Origin of the sequence: Enterobacter sp. E12, assembly GCF_014596715.2 — a bacterium.
GTDB classification, from domain to species: Bacteria; Pseudomonadota; Gammaproteobacteria; order Enterobacterales; family Enterobacteriaceae; genus Enterobacter; species Enterobacter bugandensis.
In genome coordinates this window covers 1,619,807-1,639,746 of sequence record NZ_CP115601.1, presented here as the reverse complement: position 1 = coordinate 1,639,746, position 19,940 = coordinate 1,619,807, and the positions used below count along the sequence as shown (strand labels likewise).

General features: G+C 55.3%; 13 protein-coding genes. 4 read left to right on the top strand and 9 right to left on the bottom strand.

Features of this window, described 5'->3' with window-relative positions; genetic code table 11:
- Positions 1–111: 111 nt before the first annotated feature.
- The 4 genes from ycaO to pflA all read left to right on the top strand — a co-directional run bounded on the left by ycaO (position 112) and on the right by pflA (position 6,414).
- Positions 112–1,872, top strand: a complete 1,761-nt coding sequence (gene ycaO / locus IB212_RS07720) for a 30S ribosomal protein S12 methylthiotransferase accessory factor YcaO (RefSeq protein WP_032644855.1) — start codon at positions 112–114, stop codon at positions 1,870–1,872.
- 406 nt (positions 1,873–2,278) lie between these two features.
- Complete coding sequence (gene focA / locus IB212_RS07715) at positions 2,279–3,136, top strand: formate transporter FocA (protein ID WP_028012564.1); 858 nt, start codon at positions 2,279–2,281, stop codon at positions 3,134–3,136.
- A 51-nt stretch (positions 3,137–3,187) separates the two neighbouring features.
- Complete coding sequence (gene pflB, locus IB212_RS07710; protein WP_023338210.1) at positions 3,188–5,470, top strand: formate C-acetyltransferase; 2,283 nt, start codon at positions 3,188–3,190, stop codon at positions 5,468–5,470.
- 203 nt (positions 5,471–5,673) lie between these two features.
- Positions 5,674–6,414: a pyruvate formate lyase 1-activating protein gene (gene pflA / locus IB212_RS07705; protein ID WP_028012563.1), complete on the top strand. Its 741-nt coding sequence runs from the start codon at positions 5,674–5,676 to the stop codon at positions 6,412–6,414.
- A 36-nt stretch (positions 6,415–6,450) separates the two neighbouring features.
- Here pflA and IB212_RS07700 read toward each other — a convergent pair whose 3' ends face one another.
- From IB212_RS07700 to IB212_RS07660, 9 genes are all read right to left on the bottom strand, one after another.
- Positions 6,451–6,981 carry an anti-virulence regulator CigR family protein gene (locus tag IB212_RS07700; protein WP_047368209.1) on the bottom strand — a complete coding sequence of 177 codons (531 nt, stop codon included), beginning with the start codon at positions 6,979–6,981 and terminating at the stop codon, positions 6,451–6,453.
- Between the two features lie 122 nt (positions 6,982–7,103).
- The gene (locus tag IB212_RS07695) at positions 7,104–8,252 is read right to left on the bottom strand and encodes an MFS transporter (RefSeq protein WP_060572718.1); all 1,149 of its coding nucleotides are present in this window, start codon (positions 8,250–8,252) and stop codon (positions 7,104–7,106) included.
- Between the two features lie 275 nt (positions 8,253–8,527).
- A complete protein-coding gene (locus IB212_RS07690; protein ID WP_028012560.1) occupies positions 8,528–9,391 on the bottom strand; it encodes a dimethyl sulfoxide reductase anchor subunit family protein in 864 nt (287 codons plus the stop codon).
- A gap of 1 nt (position 9,392) precedes the next feature.
- Positions 9,393–10,010 carry a DMSO/selenate family reductase complex B subunit gene (locus IB212_RS07685; protein WP_014883208.1) on the bottom strand — a complete coding sequence of 206 codons (618 nt, stop codon included), beginning with the start codon at positions 10,008–10,010 and terminating at the stop codon, positions 9,393–9,395.
- A gap of 10 nt (positions 10,011–10,020) precedes the next feature.
- Positions 10,021–12,465 carry a dimethylsulfoxide reductase subunit A gene (gene dmsA / locus IB212_RS07680; RefSeq protein WP_188245784.1) on the bottom strand — a complete coding sequence of 815 codons (2,445 nt, stop codon included), beginning with the start codon at positions 12,463–12,465 and terminating at the stop codon, positions 10,021–10,023.
- A gap of 211 nt (positions 12,466–12,676) precedes the next feature.
- Positions 12,677–13,969, bottom strand: coding sequence for a serine--tRNA ligase (serS, locus tag IB212_RS07675; RefSeq protein WP_008499983.1), 1,293 nt, complete (start codon positions 13,967–13,969; stop codon positions 12,677–12,679).
- 92 nt (positions 13,970–14,061) lie between these two features.
- Complete coding sequence (gene rarA / locus IB212_RS07670; protein WP_041910631.1) at positions 14,062–15,405, bottom strand: replication-associated recombination protein RarA; 1,344 nt, start codon at positions 15,403–15,405, stop codon at positions 14,062–14,064.
- 9 nt (positions 15,406–15,414) lie between these two features.
- Positions 15,415–16,029, bottom strand: a complete 615-nt coding sequence (lolA, locus tag IB212_RS07665) for an outer membrane lipoprotein chaperone LolA (protein WP_028012557.1) — start codon at positions 16,027–16,029, stop codon at positions 15,415–15,417.
- A 128-nt stretch (positions 16,030–16,157) separates the two neighbouring features.
- On the bottom strand, positions 16,158–19,847 hold the full coding sequence (locus tag IB212_RS07660) for a DNA translocase FtsK 4TM domain-containing protein (RefSeq protein WP_041910632.1): 3,690 nt from the start codon (positions 19,845–19,847) through the stop codon (positions 16,158–16,160).
- Positions 19,848–19,940 lie beyond the last annotated feature (93 nt).

The window sequence follows — 19,940 nt, the reverse complement described above, 5'->3', positions numbered from 1 at the left end:
AGTCAGTTACTGCTACTAAGCATAGCTCAGCCATTTATTTTCGCCGGAGATAGCACCCGTCACGCAAAACCCGTATCATTGCGCGCTTTACGTATGATAAAAGTGAACGCCATGACTCAAACGTTTATCCCCGGCAAAGACGCCGCTCTGGAAGATTCCATCGCTCGCTTCCAGCAGAAACTGACCGACCTGGGCTTTAACATCGAAGAAGCCTCCTGGCTGAACCCGGTGCCTCACGTCTGGTCCGTGCACATTCGCGACAAAGACTGCGCGCTCTGCTTTACCAACGGTAAAGGTGCGACGAAAAAAGCGGCACTGGCCTCTGCGCTGGGTGAGTATTTTGAGCGTCTGTCCACCAACTACTTCTTCGCTGACTTCTGGCTGGGTGAAACCATCGCCAACGGCCCGTTCGTTCACTATCCGAACGAAAAATGGTTCCCGCTGACCGAAGACGATGAACTGCCGGAAGGCATTCTGGATGCCCGTCTGCGTGCCTTCTACGATCCGGAAAACGAACTGACCGCCAGCATGCTGATCGATCTGCAGTCTGGTAATGAAGAGCGTGGGATCTGCGCCCTGCCGTTCACCCGTCAGTCTGACGAGCAGACCGTCTATATCCCGATGAACATCGTCGGCAACCTGTATGTGTCTAACGGTATGTCCGCCGGTAACACCCGCAATGAAGCGCGCGTGCAGGGTCTCTCTGAAGTCTTCGAGCGTCATATCAAAAACCGCATTATCGCCGAATCCATCAGCCTGCCTGAAATTCCGGCAGACGTGCTGGCGCGATACCCGGGGGTGGTGGAATCCATCGCCAAACTGGAAGCCGAAGGTTTCCCAATCTTTGCGTATGACGGCTCGCTGGGTGGTAAATATCCGGTTATCTGCGTCGTGCTGTTTAACCCGACTAACGGAACCTGCTTCGCCTCCTTCGGCGCGCATCCTGACTTCGGCGTGGCGCTGGAGCGTACCGTGACCGAGCTGCTGCAGGGCCGTAGCCTGAAAGATCTCGACGTATTCACCCCGCCAACGTTTGACGATGAAGAAGTGGCCGAGCACACCAACCTCGAAACCCACTTCATCGACTCCAGCGGTTTGATCTCCTGGGATATGTTCAAGCAGGACGCGGACTATCCGTTCGTGGACTGGAGCTTTGCCGGTACCACGGAAGAAGAGTTCGCGACGCTGATGGCGATCTTTAACGCGGAAGACCAGGAAGTGTACATTGCCGATTACGAGCACCTGGGCGTTTACGCGTGCCGCATCATCGTGCCTGGCATGTCTGATATCTATCCGGCGGAAGATCTGTGGCTCGCAAACAACAGCATGGGCGCGCACCTGCGTGAAACCCTACTCTCCCTGCCGGGCAGCGAGTGGGAAAAAGAAGATTATCTCAACCTGATAGCCCAGCTGGACGATGAAGGCCACGATGACTTTACCCGCGTGCGCGAGCTGCTGGGTCTGGCGACCGGGAAAGACAACGGCTGGTACACGCTGCGCATCGGTGAACTGAAAGCGATGCTGGCCCTCGCGGGCGGCGATCTGGATCAGGCTCTGGCCTGGACAGAATGGACCATGGAGTTTAACCAGTCGGTCTTCTCCGCCGAGCGCACCAACTATTACCGCTGCCTGCAAACCCTGCTGCTGCTTGCGCAGGAAGACGATCGCGAGCCACTGCAGTACCTGAACGCTTTCGTACGTATGTACGGTGCTGAAGCGGTTGAAGCCGCCAGCGCGGCGCTGAGCGGTGAAGAGCCGTTCTACGGTCTGCAGGCGGTTGACAGCGATCTGAAAGCCTTCCCGGCGCATCAGTCTCTGCTGAAGGCCTATGAAAAACTGCAGAAAGCAAAAGCCGCTTACTGGTCAAAATAAGCGCATATAACATTAACGGCAGTAGGCGTATTCAATCGTCTGGGCTATATTACGGGGCAATTTCATTGCCCCGTTTTTTATTCTCTTCGGCAATGATTGTTGATTGTAATAATAAAGTTAAACACGGGTAAATATAATAATATTTGCCTGGGCTTTATTGTTACTTTTTATGGTAATTACTCCATATTAATTAACTGTTTCGAAGGGGGCCGAACGAAAAAATTCAACTCTTTTCATAACTTTTAAAATTTATTTTTATACGGATAATCAAATACTTACTCCGCATTTGCTGTGAAACCATACATACTGCGGGCCTATAAGCCAGGCGAGATATGATCTATATCAATTTCTCTTCTATAATGCTTTGTTAGTATCTCGTCGCCGACTTAATAAAGAGAGAGTTAGTGTGAAAGCTGACAACCCTTTTGATCTTTTACTCCCCGCCGCGATGGCAAAAGTTGCCGAAGAAGCGGGTGTCTATAAAGCAACGAAACACCCGATGAAGACGTTCTATCTGGCGATCACTGCAGGTGTGTTCATCTCTATCGCTTTCGTCTTCTACATCACCGCCACCACCGGTACTGCCGGAATGCCTTTCGGCATGGCCAAACTGATTGGCGGCATTTGCTTCTCACTGGGTCTGATTCTCTGCGTCATTTGCGGCGCCGACCTCTTCACCTCAACGGTGCTGATTGTTGTGGCGAAAGCCAGCGGAAGAATTACCTGGGGTCAACTGGCGCGCAACTGGCTTAACGTCTACGTTGGTAACCTGATTGGCTGTCTGCTCTTTGTTCTGTTGATGTGGCTCTCTGGCGAGTATATGACCGCCAACGGTGGCTGGGGGCTTAATGTCCTGCAAACCGCTGACCACAAAATGCATCACACATTTATCGAAGCCGTTGCTCTCGGCATCCTCGCAAACCTGATGGTCTGCCTGGCGGTCTGGATGAGCTACTCTGGCCGTAGCCTGATGGATAAAGCCATGATTATGGTTCTGCCGGTTGCGATGTTTGTTGCCAGCGGCTTCGAGCACAGTATTGCGAATATGTTCATGATCCCGATGGGGATTGTTATCCGCAACTTTGCAAGCCCGGAGTTCTGGACCGCAGTTGGTTCATCCCCGGAAAGTTTCTCTCACCTGACTATTATGAATTTCATTACTGATAACCTGATCCCCGTCACTATCGGGAACATTATCGGTGGGGGTCTGTTAGTTGGGTTGACATACTGGGTCATTTACCTGCGTGGCGGCGACCATCATTAATGGTTGTCTCAGGCAGTAAATAAAAAATCCACTTAAGAAGGTAGGTGTTACATGTCCGAGCTTAATGAAAAGTTAGCCACAGCCTGGGAAGGTTTTGCGAAAGGTGACTGGCAGAATGAAGTCAACGTCCGTGACTTCATTCAGAAAAACTATACCCCGTATGAAGGTGACGAATCCTTCCTGGCTGGCGCAACTGACGCGACCACCAAGCTGTGGGACAGCGTAATGGAAGGCGTTAAACTGGAAAACCGCACTCACGCGCCAGTTGATTTTGACACCTCCGTTGCATCCACCATCACTTCTCACGATGCTGGCTACATCAACAAAGCCCTTGAGAAAATTGTTGGTCTGCAGACTGAAGCACCACTGAAACGCGCCATCATCCCGTTCGGTGGTATCAAAATGGTTGAAGGTTCCTGCAAAGCGTATAACCGCGAGCTGGACCCAATGCTGAAAAAAATCTTCACCGAATACCGCAAAACCCATAACCAGGGCGTATTCGATGTCTATACCAAAGACATTCTGAACTGCCGTAAATCTGGCGTTCTGACTGGTCTGCCAGATGCCTATGGCCGTGGCCGTATCATCGGTGACTACCGTCGCGTTGCGCTGTACGGTATCGACTTCCTGATGAAAGACAAATACGCGCAGTTCGTTTCCCTGCAGTCTGACCTGGAAAACGGCGTAAACCTGGAAGCGACTATCCGTCTGCGTGAAGAAATTGCTGAACAGCACCGCGCGCTGGGTCAGATCAAAGAGATGGCGGCTAAATACGGCTGCGATATCTCTGGTCCTGCGACCAACGCTCAGGAAGCTATTCAGTGGACCTACTTCGGCTACCTGGCCGCTGTTAAGTCTCAGAACGGTGCAGCAATGTCCTTCGGCCGTGTATCCACCTTCCTGGATGCGTACATCGAACGTGACCTGAAAGCAGGTAAAATCACCGAGCAAGACGCTCAGGAAATGATTGACCACCTGGTCATGAAACTGCGTATGGTTCGCTTCCTGCGTACCCCAGAATATGATGAACTGTTCTCTGGTGACCCAATCTGGGCAACCGAATCAATCGGCGGTATGGGCGTTGACGGCCGTACGCTGGTTACCAAAAACAGCTTCCGCTTCCTGAATACCCTGTACACCATGGGTCCTTCTCCGGAGCCGAACATCACCGTTCTGTGGTCTGAAAAACTGCCTCTGAACTTCAAGAAATTCGCCGCTAAAGTGTCCATCGACACCTCTTCTCTGCAGTACGAGAACGATGACCTGATGCGTCCGGACTTCAACAACGACGACTACGCTATCGCTTGCTGCGTGAGCCCAATGGTTGTTGGTAAACAAATGCAGTTCTTCGGTGCGCGTGCAAACCTGGCGAAAACCATGCTATACGCTATCAACGGCGGCGTTGATGAAAAACTGAAAATGCAGGTTGGTCCTAAGTCTGAGCCAATCAAAGGCGACGTGCTGAACTATGACGAAGTCATGGAGCGCATGGACCACTTCATGGACTGGCTGGCTAAGCAGTACGTGACCGCGCTGAACGTTATCCACTACATGCACGACAAGTACAGCTACGAAGCCTCTCTGATGGCGCTGCACGACCGTGACGTTATCCGCACCATGGCGTGTGGTATCGCAGGTCTGTCCGTTGCGGCTGACTCCCTGTCTGCAATCAAATACGCGAAAGTTAAACCAATTCGTGACGAAGACGGCCTGGCCGTAGACTTCGAAATCGAAGGCGAATACCCGCAGTTTGGTAACAACGACGCTCGCGTTGATGACATGGCGGTTGACCTGGTAGAACGTTTCATGAAGAAAATTCAGAAACTCACTACCTACCGTAACGCTATCCCGACTCAGTCTGTTCTGACCATCACCTCTAACGTTGTGTATGGTAAGAAAACCGGTAACACTCCAGACGGTCGTCGTGCTGGCGCGCCATTTGGCCCAGGTGCTAACCCAATGCACGGTCGTGACCAGAAAGGTGCTGTAGCTTCTCTGACCTCCGTTGCTAAACTGCCGTTTGCTTACGCGAAAGATGGTATCTCTTACACCTTCTCTATCGTGCCAAACGCCCTGGGTAAAGACGACGAAGTGCGTAAAACTAACCTCGCGGGTCTGATGGATGGTTACTTCCACCACGAAGCGTCCATCGAAGGTGGTCAGCACCTGAACGTGAACGTAATGAACCGTGAAATGCTGCTCGACGCGATGGAACATCCTGAGAAATATCCTCAGCTGACCATCCGCGTATCTGGCTACGCAGTACGTTTTAACTCCCTGACGAAAGAACAGCAGCAGGACGTTATCACCCGTACTTTCACTCAGTCCATGTAAGTGGAATTGACTGAAATCACGCGTTAAAAAGCGTACAATAAAGGCTCCACGCAAGTGGGGCCTTTTTAACACCCTCGCTTCACCAGTCTCTTTTGTCCGCTATCTATACTTTATGGATAACAGCCAAAACAGACTCGACATAGCCTTTGAGCTGTGCAACTACACAGGCCCCCGGATGGGCCAAATTCGGAGATATCACCGCAATGTCAACTATTGGTCGCATTCACTCCTTTGAATCCTGTGGCACCGTCGATGGCCCGGGGATCCGCTTTATTACCTTTTTCCAGGGCTGCCTGATGCGCTGCCTGTACTGCCATAACCGCGACACCTGGGACACGCACGGCGGTAAAGAAGTCACCGTGGAAGATCTGATGAAAGAGGTGGTGACCTACCGCCACTTTATGAACGCATCCGGCGGTGGCGTGACCGCGTCCGGCGGTGAAGCTATTCTTCAGGCTGAGTTTGTCCGCGACTGGTTCCGCGCCTGCCATAAAGAAGGCATTCATACCTGTCTCGACACCAACGGCTTTGTGCGCCGCTACGATCCGGTCATTGATGAACTGCTCGACGTGACCGATCTGGTGATGCTCGATCTCAAACAGATGAACGATGAGATCCACCAGAATCTGGTTGGCGTTTCTAACCACCGTACGCTGGAGTTTGCCAAATACATCGCCGATAAAGGCATCAAAACCTGGATCCGCTACGTTGTTGTTCCCGGCTGGTCAGATGACGATGACTCCGCGCATCGCCTGGGTGAATTTACCCGCGACATGGGCAACGTCGAGAAAATTGAGCTTCTGCCCTATCACGAACTGGGTAAACATAAATGGGTGGCGATGGGCGAAGAGTACAAGCTTGATGGCGTGAAGCCGCCGAAAAAAGAGACGATGGAACGCGTGAAAGGTATTCTTGAGCAGTACGGCCACAAGGTCATGTATTAAAGAGAAGGCCCGGTAAGAACCGGGCCTTTTTATATTCTATTTAAAGACGCCGTTAATTACGGAGGTCACAATCGCCGTACTCAGCGCAATTAAGACCAGGTCGTCCCCGACCACACGCCATTCATAGCCCGGGTAGGAAGGAAGCTGGCCGAGCATAGAGGCTGGTACGGTCTTCTTCGCAATGCCCGGAGGAAGCGGTTTACCGCGTGCGAGGTTTTTCGCAATCCCCGGAGGCAGAGACTCATAGCCCGTTAAGCCATAATTCAGGGCCAGGTGGCGGGCATGATCGAAGCTCACGCGAGCGTCGACGTCATTACCGACATCTTTGCTGTTTTTGAAGCTCTTATCCGATTTTCCAGGGTTTTCCTTTCCGCTATTTTGCTTATTACCATGGTTACCGGAATTACCAGAATTCCCGTTACCATGATTGCCGCCATTACCTTGTCCGCCACTGTTTCCATGACCACCGCCATTCCCGTTTCCAGGATTAGCCATGACCGGAGCCGTTGCAAACGTTAAAGACAACACTACGGCAAGTGCGGTAGTGGAAAAACGACGTATAGACATGATTGTTGCCTTTTGTGGTAGAACTCATTTGAATTATCGCCAGGCGGAGAAAACAAACAATGCGTAAAAGTCTTATATGTGACAGGGACAAAAAAGCCTGTCATCGACAGGCTTTTATTTAATCAGGCGTGCGCCACAGGGGTTGGATGCTCGCCCGCTTTGCGCAGCAGCATCAGGAGATAAATAAACGACACGCTGGCAATCATAATAAACAGCAAATTGTCGGAATAATTCTGCATCAGCATCGCGGTAAATGTCGGTCCCAGCAGGCTACCGATGGTATAGCTTAATAATAGCGCCTGGTTCATTGCCACAAGCTGGTGATGTTCTACTTTCTCACAGGCCCACGCCATTGCGACCGGGTAAAGCGTGAATCCTGCGGCCCCGAGAATAAACAGTGCAGGCGCCATCGCGGCGTTGCTGAGCATCGCAAGGCATCCCATGATCACCACGAAGACCTGAACGCGCAGCACCAGCAGGCGTCCAAAACGATCCGCCAGGCGACCAATTGGCCACTGCCCGACAATACCGGCGCTGACCATTACCGCCATCCAGAAACCAATCCCGGAATCGCTCACGCCCTGATGGTTCAAATAGAGCGGCATCAGGCCATAGAGCGAGCCGAGTACAATCCCTGAGATAATACAGCCGTTAACCCCCAGACGCGCCTGACGCAGTCTCAGCATCGGCCAGACGTGCGTTGCTTCCTGATGTTCACTGTTCTGGTTCACAATGCGCGTAAAGAGCAGCGGCAGGATCGCGGCCAGCACCATGCCCGTTACCCACGGCAGAACGCTCATCAGATCGGTTGGCAGCTTGCTGACCATCAGTTGACCCAGCACGGTACCAATGTAGTAAACCATCATATAGGCTGCCAGCAGGCGTCCGCGGTTGCGGGAGGTACCGCTGCACATCAGCGCACTTTCAACCACCACCCAAATCATTGCGCAGCCAACGCCAGCGATAAAGCGCCATGCCATCCAGCTCCAGAAACCAACCATCAGGCCCAGTCCGGCACAGCCGGCGGCAAAAATCAGCGAAGCCAGATAATAGCTGCGATTAAAGCCAAAACGCTTAATCAGGCTACCGGTTAATAATGTGCCCAACAGGTTCCCGGTGAAAAAGGACGAGCTGACCATACCCACCTGCCAGGTCGGTAAGTTTTCATGGGCGAGCCACAGCGGGACGAGCGTGTTTAACACGGCGATCGCCAGGGTCAACAGAAGCAGGCCACAGAGCAACAGGAGCACTGGCCGGGTATAGGTGGTCATGGATTAAAAACCGTGAGGAAGTTCAGATTTCGTGCGCATCATGCCACTGGCAAAAACAAAGTCAATCCACAGATTTAACCGGCTCGCACAATATGTTCCCTGTCGATTTAAAAAACTTATCCTGCTAATGCAGCGCCTGCTATAGATATTAATTATGTATCTGTTTTTATTTATTAATGACCGAAATTAAAACAAAACGACAGTCGAAAAATTTCATGAATGAAAAAAAGAAAAGCCGGGCGCTATGTCCCGGCTTTTTATAACGAAAAATGAAATTAGCTGGCGATAGCCATACCGACCGTCATATGCAGGCCGTAAAACACACCGCGACCAATTAACTCCCCTGCCAGCACCAGCACAAAAGCCAGTGACAGGAGTGGCAGTGCAGGCTGATAACCTTTAAGCTGAGGGCCGATCCAGCACACCAGCGCAGCTGCCAGCAACACCACACGCCAGGCCATCAGCGAACCGTAGTCCGGCACCAGCGCAGAAGCCTGCTGGATAGAGCTGTGAATGGTTGCCAGCTCGGCCCCCTGCATCAGGGCGACCATCGCGCTCACCACCAGCGCCAGCAGCGAAACGGCTGGCAGCAGACGCATTGCCCAACCGTTTACCCCCGCCACACGCAGCAGCAGGTAGCCCAGCAGCGGCCCGCCGATAAACATCGTCAGGAAGAAGCTCATCGGCGTCCAGACGCTGTACCAGGTAGGAACGGTATCGATGGTGTTATAGACGCGCACCATCATCCACACGAACACCACGCCCAGTACCATGGTGACGATCAGCCACAGGCTGCGCAGGCCCGCAGGCAATTTCTTCAACGCAGCCAGCAGCCACCCCAGCCCGCCGACGGCAAAGAAGATTGCCCCGCTGGCAATTTCGTTACTGAGCGACGACGCCCCCACGCGGTTCAGGGAGTTGAACGCGCGCATCGGTGAGCCCAGGTGCAGCGTAGAGGCGATAAATCCAATCCCCATCAGCACCCACAGGCCAAACATGCTCAACACCAAACGCTGCTGCTGTTCGGCATTGAGGTTCCCTTTTAACAGCGCCAGCGCCAGAACAATAAAGCCGCCCACTACGCACTGCCCAAAGACCGTGAAGATCATCAGCGGCCATTCATGCCATCCACTTCCCATCTCACACCTCCTTCGGATTTGCCAGGTAGCCGGTGGTGTCACCCGTCGGACGGCTGTTGGCGTTAGGTTTAATGACAATACTCGGCTTGGTGAAGTGCGCGGACGGCAGCGGTGCCACTGCGGCAAGCTGACCGTGTTTCTGACGCAGCTCTTCTATCGGACCAAAATCCAGCGCGCGCAGCGGGCAGGACTCGACGCAGATTGGCTTTTTGCCGTCCGCTACGCGGCTGTGGCAGCCGTCGCACTTGGTCATATGTCCTTTGGCGGCGTTGTACTGCGGCGCGCCGTACGGGCACGCCATATGGCAGTAGCGACAGCCAATGCAGACATCTTCATCCACCACCACAAAACCGTCCTCCCGCTTGTGCATCGCCCCGCTTGGGCACACCTTGGTGCAGGCCGGATCTTCACAGTGGTTACAGGCAATCGACAGGTAATAGGCAAAGACGTTCTGATGCCAGACGCCGTTATCTTCCTGCCAGTCGCCCCCGGCGTATTCGTAAATGCGGCGGAAGCTCACGTCCGGGGTGAGATCTTTATAATCTTTACAGGCCAGCTCGCAGGTTTTGCACCCGGTGCAACGGCTGGAATCAATGAAAAATCCATACTGGGTTGTCATCGGTTACTCCTTAAACCTTTTCAACCTGGACAAGGTTTGTGTGAGAGGGGTTGCCTTTCGCCAGCGGCGACGGACGCTGCGTGGTCAGGACGTTAATACTGCCTGCCTGGTCGATGCGGTTGGCATCCGGGCTGTACCAGGCCCCTTCCCCCAGTGCCACTACGCCAGGCATCATGCGCGGTGTCACTTTGGCTTCAATGTGTACCTCGCCGCGACCGTTAAAGATACGCACGCGATCCCCGTTACGGATACCACGTGCTTTGGCATCCATCGGGTTGATCCACATCTCCTGGCGGCAGGCGGCCTTCAGTACGTCAACGTTACCGTAGGTGGAGTGCACGCGCGCCTTGTAGTGGAAACCGGTCAGCTGCAGAGGGAATTTCGCCGTCAGCGGATCGTTATAGTTTTCGAACCCCGGCGTGTAGATCGGCAGCGGATCGATAACATCTCCTTCCGGCAGCTCCCAGGTAGAGGCGATTTTTGCCAGCGCTTCGGAGTAGATTTCGATTTTGCCCGACGGCGTGGTCAGCGGATTCGCCTGCGGATCTTCACGGAACGCTTTATACGCCACGTGATGCCCTTCCGGGTCACGCTGCTTGTACATGCCCTGCTTGCGGAAGGTGTCGAAGTCCGGCAGGTCTGGAATGGCTTTGCGGGAGAGCTCATGCAGATGGCGCATCCATCCTTCCTGAGTACGCCCTTCGGTAAACTGCTGTTCGACGCCCAATCGCTTCGCCAGTTCGGAGGTCATCTCATAGATGGTTTTGCACTCGAAGCGCGGCTTGATGGCCTGGTCGGTAAAGATCACGTAGGACATGTTGCCGCAGGAAGCGTCCAGCGCGAAATCCATCTGCTCAGACGCGGTGCAGTCCGGCAGCAGAATATCGGCATATTTTGCCGAGGAGGTCATGTGGCAGTCGATCACCACAATCATCTCGCACTTCTTGTCGTCCTGCAGAATTTCATGGGTGCGGTTGATTTCCGAGTGCTGGTTGATAAGGCAGTTGCCGGCGTAGTTCCAGATCATCTTGATCGGCACATCCAGCTTGTCTTTGCCCCGAACGCCGTCGCGCAGCGCGGTCATTTCCGGGCCGCGCTCGATCGCGTCAGTCCACATAAACATGGAGATGCTGGTCTGAATCGGGTTATCCAGCGTCGGCATCCGCTCAAACGGCACTTCATAAGAACCTTCGCGCGCGCCGGTGTTACCGCCATGAACGCCGACGTTGCCGGTCAGAATTGAAAGCATGGAGATAGCGCGGGTGGCGATTTCACCGTTCGCATGACGCTGCGGTCCCCAGCCCTGGCTGATGTAGGCCGGTTTAGCTGAACCAATCTCACGCGCCAGCTGAACAATGCGCTCGACCGGAATACCGGTGATGGTGGAGGCCCACTCCGGCGTTTTCGCTACGCCGTCGCTGCCCTGGCCGAGAATATATGCCTTGTAGTGACCATTGGCAGGGGCACTGGCTGGCAGCGTTTTCTCGTCATAACCGACGCAGTATTTATCAAGGAACGGCTGATCGACGAGGTTTTCAGTAATCATCACCCACGCCAGCGCGGAAACCAGTGCCGCATCGGTACCAGGACGAATGGGGATCCACTCATCTTCACGCCCGGCACCGGTGTCGGTATAGCGCGGATCGATAATGATCATGCGGGCATTAGATTTGGCGCGGGCCTGTTCGAGGTAGTACGTCACCCCGCCGCCGCTCATGCGGGTTTCGCCCGGGTTGTTACCGAACAGGACGACCAGCTTACTGTTTTCGATATCGGACGGGCTGTTGCCGTCGGCCCAGCCGCCGTAGGTATAGTTCAGACCTGCGGCAATCTGTGCAGAAGAGTAGTCGCCGTAGTGGTTGAGATAACCGCCGCAGCAGTTCATCAGACGCGCGACCAGCGTTTTACCCGGTGGCCAGGAGCGGGTCATCGTGCCACCCAGCGTCCCGGTGCCATAGTTCAGGTAGATGGACTCGTTGCCGTACTCTTTGATCAGGCGCTGCATGTTGGTGGCGATAATGTCGTAGGCTTCGTCCCAGCTAATGCGCTCAAACTTCCCTTCCCCACGCTTACCGACACGCTTCATTGGGTATTTCAGACGATCCGGGTTGTAGACGCGGCGACGCATGGAGCGACCCCGCAGGCAGGCGCGAACCTGGTGTAACCCTTCGTAGTTATCGTCCCCGGTGTTGTCGGTTTCGACATACTTAATTTCGCCATCCACCACGTGCATACGCAGCGGACAACGGCTACCGCAGTTTACGGTACACGCACTCCACACCACTTTTTCCGGAGCTGCGGCTGCGGATAGTGCGTCCGCCGCCGACGCCAGCCGGGTAAAAGGGAGCGTGAAGGCGCTGCTGGCTACAGCCAGGCCGCCTATTGCCGTGGTTTTCATCAACCCACGGCGAGTGACCTCGGCAGCCATTAACGCTTCAGGCGCTTTGATTTTCATAGAGACTCACTTTGGTTGCTCACAAAGAAAAAAGAGGCGGCACGAACCGCTATATAGTTTTGTAAATAACGAATTTCTTCGTTATCAGCGTCTTATGCTGACTTTCATTCGGAGGAGTATTACTACTTTAGAGGGAGGGGGTATTGCGTCGTGTCAATTCAGAGGCATAAAAAAAGCGCCCGAAGGCGCTTTTTTGTTGTGAGGCAAAGAATTAGCCGATGTACTGCTGGCCTTTCATGTATGGACGCAGCACTTCAGGGATCTCGATGCGGCCATCTGCCTGCTGGTAGTTTTCCAGCACAGCAACCAGCGTACGGCCAACAGCCAGACCAGAACCGTTCAGGGTATGCACCAGACGGGTTTTCTTGTCAGATTTGCTGCGGCAGCGTGCCTGCATGCGGCGCGCCTGGAAATCCCAGACGTTAGAGCAGGAGGAGATTTCACGGTAGGTGTTCTGTGCGGGCACCCAGACTTCCAGGTCGAAGGTTTTGCAGGCACCAAAGCCCATGTCACCGGTGCACAGCGCCATGCGGCGATACGGCAGGCCCAGCAGCTCCAGCACTTTTTCCGCATGGCCAGTCATCTCTTCCAGCGCGTCCATGGATTCTTCCGGACGGACAATCTGCACCATCTCGACTTTGTCGAACTGGTGCATACGGATCAGACCACGGGTGTCGCGACCGTAAGAACCGGCTTCTGAACGGAAGCACGGAGAGTGTGCCGTCAGCTTGATTGGCAGATCGTCTTCGTCAATGATCTCATCACGCACGAGGTTGGTCAGCGGCACTTCCGCGGTTGGGATCAGCGCATAGTTGCTGCTGTCTGCTTCTTCATCCAGCGGACGAGTATGGAACAGATCGCCGGCAAATTTCGGCAGCTGGCCCGTACCGTACAGCGTATCGTGGTTAACCAGATACGGAACATAGGTTTCGCTGTAGCCGTGCTGCTCGGTGTGCAGATCCAGCATGAACTGCGCCAGGGCGCGGTGCAGATGGGCAATCTGACCTTTCATTACTACGAAGCGAGAGCCGGTCAGCTTAACCGCAGCGGCAAAGTCCAGGCCCGCGTGCATTTCGCCCAGCGTCACGTGATCGCGCACTTCGAAGTCAAACTCGCGAGGCGTACCCCAGCGCTTCACTTCAACGTTGTCGTTCTCGTCTTTGCCGACAGGCACGCTGTCGTCAGGAATGTTCGGGATAGCCAGAGCGATGTCACGAATTTCGGCCTGAAGAACGTCCAGCTCCGCTTTCGCCTGATCCAGCTCTTCACCCAGCTTGTTCACTTCCAGGCGTAATGGCTCAATATCTTCCCCGCGCGCTTTCGCCTGGCCAATGGATTTCGATCGAGAGTTACGCTCTGCCTGCAGATTTTCAGTTTGTACCTGCAGTACTTTACGACGCTCTTCAAGAGCGCGCAGCTTATCTACATCCAGCTTAAAGCCCCGGCGTGCCAGTTTTTCAGCGACTGCGTCTGGCTCATTACGCAGCAGATTGGGATCGAGCATGCTTATCCTGTGCTTATCGAATTAAAATAGGAAATGTGACCACAGCCTGCGGTCACAAGGATACAATTGCCAACATTACCGCAACGATTGAACTAACGGTAGCGTTTTATAGGGCTATTTTGATCCTGTCCGGCGAGCCAGGTGAGCTTTTCACCAATCTTGCCTTCAAGACCTCTGTTTGTGGGATGATAATAGCGCGTTTGTGCCATCTCCTGTGGGAAATATTCCTCTCCAGCGGCGTAGGCGTTAGGCTCATCATGGGCGTAGCGATACTCCTGCCCGTAACCCATCTCTTTCATCAGTTTGGTTGGCGCATTGCGCAGATGAACCGGCACATCATAGTCCGGGCGCTCGCGCGCATCCGACATCGCCGCTTTGAACGCGGTATAGACCGCATTGCTTTTCGGCGCGCAGGCCAGATAGACAATTGCCTGCGCAATGGCGCGTTCGCCTTCCGCCGGGCCTACGCGGGTGAAGCAGTCCCAGGCTGAAAGCGCAACCTGCATGGCGCGCGGGTCGGCATTGCCAACATCTTCTGACGCAATCGCCAGACAGCGGCGCGCAACGTATAGCGGATCGCCACCTGCGGTAATGATACGTGCGTACCAGTAGAGCGCCGCATCCGGCGCACTGCCGCGCACCGACTTATGCAGCGCCGAGATCAGGTCGTAGAAACGGTCGCCTTTATTATCGAAACGCGCGCTGCGCTCGCCGGCAATTTCGGTGAGCAGTTCAGGCTTCAATACGCGCTTGCCCGCATCGTCCATTTCTGCCATATCGGCCATCATTTCGAGCGTGTTCAGCGCGCGGCGCGCATCGCCGTTGACCAGCTCCGCAATCGCACGTCGCGTGTCGTCAGGCAGAACGATATCCTGCCCGCCGTAACCCCGCGCTTTGTCGTCCATTGCCTGGGTCAGAACCTTTTCGATATCTTCCGTGGTCAGGGATTTAAGCAGGTAGACGCGGGCTCGGGACAGCAGCGCCGAGTTGAGTTCAAACGACGGGTTTTCGGTGGTGGCGCCGATGAAGAAGATCGTCCCGTCCTCAATGTGCGGCAGGAAAGCATCCTGCTGGCTCTTGTTGAAGCGGTGGACTTCATCGACAAAGAGAATGGTGCGGCGTCCGGCATTACGGTTCTGACGCGCGCGCTCGATCGCCTCGCGGATCTCCTTCACGCCAGACGTTACCGCCGAGATACGCTCAACGTCCGCGTTGGCATAGCGGGCGATCACTTCAGCGAGCGTGGTTTTTCCGGTGCCGGGCGGCCCCCAGAGGATCATGGAGTGCAGATGCCCCGCCTCAATAGCGCGCGGCAAGGGTTTCCCCGCAGCCAGCAGATGCTGCTGACCGATGTACTGCGCTAAATTTTCTGGCCGCATACGGGCGGCCAGAGGTTGAAACGCATTATCTGAAAAATCGAGCGACAGGTTGCTCACTCACGCCTCTTACTTATTGCGTTGGTCGTCCACCGTTACGCCCTGCGGCGGGGTAAAGGTGAATTTCGATGCGTCAACGGCGCCGTTTTGCTGAGACTTAAGCTGGTAGCTGCTGCGCTGATCGTCCTGCTCAACCGCGCCGAACTGATTAATGGTACCGTTGGTGCTTACGTTGATGGTGAACTGCTTCAGATTGCCGTTGCTGCCTTTCGGCGTCAGGACAAACTCATCACCGTTCTGTTTAATGTTGTACTGCTGCCAGTCGCTGGTCTGGTTGCGGGCGATCAGCATAAACGGCGTATTGCTGGTCGCGTCTTTCAGCCAGGTCGCAGTGGCCTGCTCAACAAACGGGTTGAAGAACCACAGGGTTTTACCGTCAGAAACCAGGATGCTCTCATCCGGCTGGGTCATATGCCAGTTAAACAGATTGGGGCGTTTCACCCACAAATCACCCTGTCCTTCCTGCACCGCGTTGCCGCTGCCGTCCGTCACTTTTTGCGTGAAGCTGGCGTGGAAGCTGCTTACTTTATCCAGTCGGCTTTTAAGGTCGCTGGCTGCATCAGCCCAGACGCTGCTGGCTACAAAACTGGTGAGTAATGCACAGGCGATGGCGATTTTTTTCATTGTTATTCCTTAAAATACGTCTTCCCGAAAATGGGGTTTCCGTTTCTATTCTGGACCTGCCCGAAGGCAGGCGACAGAAGAATATGCTTAATTTTTGCTGATTTACCCTTCTTTGCAATCGCTGAAGGTTAATCAAACGGCGGCGGAGCCAGCACCTCACGGTTACCGTTGTGCCCCTGCTCGCTCACAATGCCCTGCGCTTCCATCTGCTCGATGATGCGCGCCGCGCGGTTATAGCCGATGCGGAACTGACGCTGCACGCCAGAGATGGACGCTTTGCGTTTTTCAGTAACGAAATTAACCGCCTGGTCGAATAACGGATCCAGCTCTTCGCCGCCGTCAAAGCCACCACCGCCGCCTTCGCTTTCGCTGTCGGAGGTAATGCCGTCAACGTACTGCGGACGTCCGCGCGCCTTCCAGTCCTGCACCACGGCGTGTACTTCCTGGTCGCGAACAAACGCGCCGTGTACGCGCACCGGAGAGGTGGAGTTCGGGCCGGAGTACAGCATGTCACCCATTCCCAGCAGCGACTCAGCGCCGCCCTGGTCAAGAATGGTACGGGAGTCGATTTTGCTCGAAACGGTAAACGCAATACGGGTCGGAATATTCGCCTTAATCAGACCGGTGATAACGTCCACGGACGGACGCTGGGTCGCCAGCACCAGGTGAATACCTGCCGCACGCGCTTTCTGTGCCAGACGCGCGATCAGCTCTTCCACTTTCTTCCCGACGGTCATCATCAGGTCGGCGAATTCATCCACCAGCACGACGATATAAGGCAGTTTCTCCAGCACAGGATGCTGGGCATCCATGCTGTCACCCGGCTTCCAGTATGGGTCCGGAATCGGACGACCCATGCGCGCCGCCTCGGCGATCTTCTCGTTATAACCGGCCAGGTTACGCACGCCCAGCGCCGACATCAGCTTGTAGCGACGCTCCATTTCATTGACGCTCCAGCGCAGGGCGTTGGCGGCGTCCTTCATGTCGGTGACCACTTCCGTCAGCAGGTGCGGAATGCCTTCATAGACCGACAGTTCGAGCATTTTCGGGTCGATCATGATGAAACGCACGTCTTCAGGTTGCGCTTTGTAGAGCATGCTCAGGATCATGGCGTTCACGCCGACCGATTTACCGGAACCGGTGGTACCCGCTACCAGCAGGTGAGGCATTTTCGCGAGGTCTGCCACTACCGGGTCGCCGGCGATATCTTTACCCAACACCACGGTCAGCGGAGATGGGTTATCGCGAAACTTGGTGTTATCCAGCACTTCACGCAGGTAAACGGTCTGACGTTTCTTGTTTGGCAGCTCAAGGCCAACGTACGGTTTACCCGGAATCACTTCCACCACACGTACCGCCACGGTCGACAGAGAACGCGCCAGGTCGCGGGAGAGGTTAGAAATACGCGCGGCTTTGACGCCCGGCGCCAGGTTCAGTTCGAAACGGGTGATCACCGGACCCGGCGAGTAGTTCACCACATCCGCCTTAATGCGAAAGTCTGCCAGACGGGCTTCCACCAGACGGGCCATCTGCTCCAGGGCAAACGTATCAACCGGCTCGACTTCAGCCGGTGGCGGCGTCAACAAATCCAGCGACGGCAGCGGCGTGCTCGGACGCTGCAGCGGACGGCTATCACCGTTACGCATCAGCAGCGGGTGAATCAGGCTCTCCTGCGGCTGCGGTGCTGGCTGCTGGTACTGCGGCGGCTGCTGTTGTGGCTGCTGCGGTTGCGAATACGGCTGCTGAACAGGTTGCTGCGGCTGCGCGTAAGTCTGTGCCTGCGGCGCTGGCTGCTGGCGCACAGGCTCTGCTTCAGGCATCACGCTCGGGGTGAACAGTGGCTCGCTCGGGCCATCATCCACCAGATCTTTCATCGGCGAGAACTCGAAATCCGATAATGAGAACGGGTTCGCACCCGCTGGCTGTTCACCTGAGTAACGCTGCTGCTGGGTTGCCGCAAACTGACGCGCTAATTCGGCTTCTGCCGCGTCATCGTCGTCTTCCAGCATCGGTTCATCATGCTGATAGTCTTCACCGTAGCGCTGATTCTGCTGCGCGGCGAACTGGCGCGCCAGCTCGTCCTGCTGCATTTCATCAGCATCATCTTCGTAGTCCGTCCCACGCGCTTTCTCTTCGGCCATCCGCTGGGAAGGCAGCTTGATCCCATAGGAGGCAAGCTCACGACGGGTTGGAACGCGGACGCGGTTAGGGCGAGGCAGTTGCGGACCAATTCCCTCTTTCACCTGCGGACGCGGCGCACCGCCCGTTGCCAGGCTAAAGACTGGTGCCGCTGCGGCTGCGGTAGCCTGCTTCACGCTTTCCGCTACGGGGGCAACAGCAGGCGTCGGGTCGACCGGTGGAACCGAAACCAACGGGGCTTTTGGCGCAGGTTCCTGCACCGGTTCAGGCACAGGCTGATACCATGCCGCCAGCTGTTCGCGCTCACGAGCACGGCGTTCTTCAACTTCTTCAAAATAGTACATTGGCGGACGAGACGGTTTCACCTCTTCCACCACCTCAGGTTCAGGCTGAGGCTCAACATAAGGCTGCACAGGTTCAACCGGTTCAGGCACGTACTCCTGATAAGGCTGGGCCACAGGCTGCTCATAGTGCGGCTGTTCATACTCAGGTTGCGGCGGCTGATAAGGCTGCTGCCAGTGCTCCTGCTGCACGGGGATATAGCTCTCTGGTTCCGGCGCGATAACAGGCTCCGGCGTGTGGACACCCGGCGCGGTCTGCCAGGCAACCTGAGGCTGCTGAATAGCGGATTCCGGAGGCGGAACCGGCGCGGATGGCATCACGGCTTCGACAGGCGCGGCATACGCCTGTGATGCTGTCGTTGCGGCTGCGGCCGCGGCAACCGGCGCGGTAACGGTATGGCCGTTAAGCAGCGGATCGTATTCATCGAAATCACCCGGCATCGCCCGGTTGCCGGAGAAAAGCACATCATCAGGATCGACTGTACTACCCGCTGCGCGGTACTCCACCTGCTCGTCTTCATCCATACGCTTACCGGAGAAGAGCGCCGCGTCGGTTTTACGTCCAAGCGGGTTGGAAAATTTTTCAGCAACGCGCTGGCGACGCGCCAGGGCACCGCGCAGAATACGGGCACGACGAGATTCACGACGTTGCACCGGCGCATCGTCTTCCTCTTCGTACTCATCTTCATATTCTTCTTCATCGACCCAGGTGTCGTCGCGGCGGGTACGGTTGCTCGCGAAGGTCAGGATCGTAAGAATAAAGCTGCCGATCTTTTCGGCAATGCTCACCCATGACCAGCCGGTAAACAGCGTCAGCCCGGCCGCCCAGATGCAGAGCAGCGCCAGCGTACCGCCGCTGCTGTGAAGCATCGGCTGTAGCGCAGAGCTCAGCAGGCTGCCAATCACCCCACCGGAGGCGAAGTACCAGATATCATCGGCATTAATCGCCGCCAGCCCGCAGGAGGTGAGGATCAGCGCCAGGGCGCCAATCAGGCGCAGGGAAACCGCAAAATAGTCGATGTAATCATCGTTCTGACGATGACGCCATGCAAACCAGCATCCGCCAATGATTATGACGGGAATGGTGTAGGCCATCACACCGAAAATGAAAAAGAGCGTGTCCGCAAGCCAGGCTCCGGGTACGCCGCCTAAATTATGGATAGGCTCATGCCACGCGGTTTGCGACCAGCTGGGATCGGAGGGGTTGAAACTGAGTAAGGCTGCCATCAGCCAGACGGCAAAAAGGGCAATAACGATCAGCAAAGCCTCGAGGAGACGACGTCCGCTGCTTAGCTTCGATAGTGTGACTTCTTTGTCTTCAGTGTATTCCTGGCTCAAGAAAGGCTCTCCAGGTATCAGGCATATCCTGCCTGTTTGCTAAAACGGACAACAGCGCCGGGGCTCCCCGGCACTGTTGCTGTATGGATTAAC